1 protein-coding gene is annotated in these 2,336 nt (G+C 48.0%); it reads left to right on the top strand.

Annotation, left to right across the window (positions count from 1 at the left end):
• A partial coding sequence (locus VHA01S_RS17690; protein ID WP_023405710.1) for an Ig-like domain-containing protein occupies positions 1–2,300 on the top strand: 2,300 nt, incomplete at its 5' end.
• Positions 2,301–2,336 lie beyond the last annotated feature (36 nt).

Here is a 2,336-nt window from a genome sequence, read left to right on the forward strand (position 1 = left end):
CGGCGACAGTAACAGCGGCGTCAGTGGTAGGTGCTCAGCCAACAGTAACTAATAACGTTCCTACTCAAGCGCAATTGACGCCAATGGCGCCAATCGCTCCGGCAATAACACTGACCACGCCAACGGTGACACTGACAGGACTTACTGGAAGTACCGATACCGGTATCGATCACACCGATGGTATTACGTCGAACCCAACACCATCGATCACTGGCAGTACTGACATCCCATTCTCACAAGTCGATATCATTGATGGCAAAAATGCCGACGGCAGCGATCATATTGTTGGCTCAGGTTTTTCTGATGTGAATGGTAAATTTGAGATTGTGGTAGACCTGGGTAAATCATCATCGGTTGATGGTACTCATCATGATTTAGGCGCGAAGGTCACTGACCCATCTGGACATGATGGACAGACAACGACCACTACACCGATTTTGATTGACCAGCATACCACTCAGCCAACGGTTGATTTGAATGCCACTTCAGACAGTTTTGGTGGTACGGGTACCAATACTGACAACATCACCAATATCGCTAACCCGACTTTAACATTGGGTAATATCGATACAGACGCTCAACAAGTTGAGGTGTTTGTGGATGGCCATTCTATTGGTGATGCTGCTATCCAGAATGGTGTTTGGCAGATTACTGTGCCCAAATCATTCATGGGTGAAGGCGATCATGATATTACCGCAACAGTGACTGATATTGCGGGCAACAAAAATACTTCAAATGCTTTGACGGTAACGATGGATCAGCACGTCGCTGCGCCGGACGCCACAGATACCGTCACCGAAGATACAAATGTTATCGCAATGGGTAACGTTAATCCGAATAGTGAAGTGGGTGACGTAGTCACTGTCATCGATGCTGATGGCAAGCACGGGCACTTTGATGTGAAGGCGGATGGGACCTATACCTATACGCTAGATAACAATGCGGCTCAGCATCTTGCGCAAGGTGAATCTGAAACGGACAGCGTTAAATACACGGTGACGGATACGGCAGGTAATACTAATACGGGTGAAATTACAGTCACTATCCATGGCAGTAATGACGTTCCTGATCTGCATATTACGCAAAGCACGAATACCACCGGTACGCTCAGCACAATCGATGTTGATACAACCGACACACATACTTATGGCGCAGTCGGTGGAACCACTACAGGCAGCAGCGTTGTGGCGCACGGCATATTCGGTGATTTAACACTAGATAATGCAACAGGCGTCTACAGCTACACAATGCATGCCGATGCCATTCATCAAGGCATGAACTACGACGCGAACTCCGGAAAGTACACGGGACAAGATACCTTTGAGGTCAGCACCGACGATCACCATGGTGGTAAGGACTCACAGTTTTTAACCTTCAATCCAACGGCGACAGTAATGGCGCCGTCAGTGGTAGGTGCTCAGCCAACAGTAACTAATAACGTTCCTACTCAAGCACAATTGACGCCGATGGCGCCGATAGCTCCAACGTTAACACCAGCCACGCCAACGGTGACGCTGACAGGGCTTACTGGAAATACCGATACCGGTATCGATCATACTGATGGTATTACATCAAATCCAACACCATCGATCACTGGCAGTACTGACATCCCATTCTCACAAGTCGATATCATTGATGGCAAAAATGCCGACGGCAGCGATCATATTGTTGGCTCAGGTTTTTCTGATGGGAATGGCGATTTTGAGATCGCTATAGATCTGGGTAAATCATCAAAGGTTGATGGCACTCATCATGATTTAGGCGCGAAGGTTACTGACCCATCTGGACATGATGGACAGACAACGACCACTACACCGGTAGTGATTGACCAGAATGTTGGTGCGCCAACAGTAGATTTAAATGCCAGCTCCGATAGTTATGGTGCAAAGGGTACAGATCATGATGATCTCACTAGCGATACCACTCCAACGTTTACGTTAAATGGCGTGGATACGGACGCCGCGTCTGTTGAGGTATTTATCGATGGTAAATCTGTAGGCAGTGCAGCCCACAACGGTACTGACTGGACATTCACGTCGGCAGCTTTAGCTGATGGCGATCATACAGTGACTGCGATAGTCACCGATAATGCAGGTAACACCAGTGCGACGTCTCCAGCATTAACCATTACAGTTGATACTCAGACCACAGTGAATGCCGAGTTAACGGACAAACTGATTGGTAGTGGTGAACAGTCGGCTACCGTCATCACAGGTCATGTAGAACCTGGTGCACACCTTGATACGCTAGTGATTACGGACAGTGCGGGTAACCATTTAGATGTGATACCACAGGCATGACAATCGATGGCAATGGTGACTTTAGCATTGCTGTGG

The sequence above is a fragment of the Vibrio halioticoli NBRC 102217 genome, from assembly GCF_000496695.1.
Classification (GTDB): Bacteria; Pseudomonadota; Gammaproteobacteria; order Enterobacterales; family Vibrionaceae; genus Vibrio; species Vibrio halioticoli.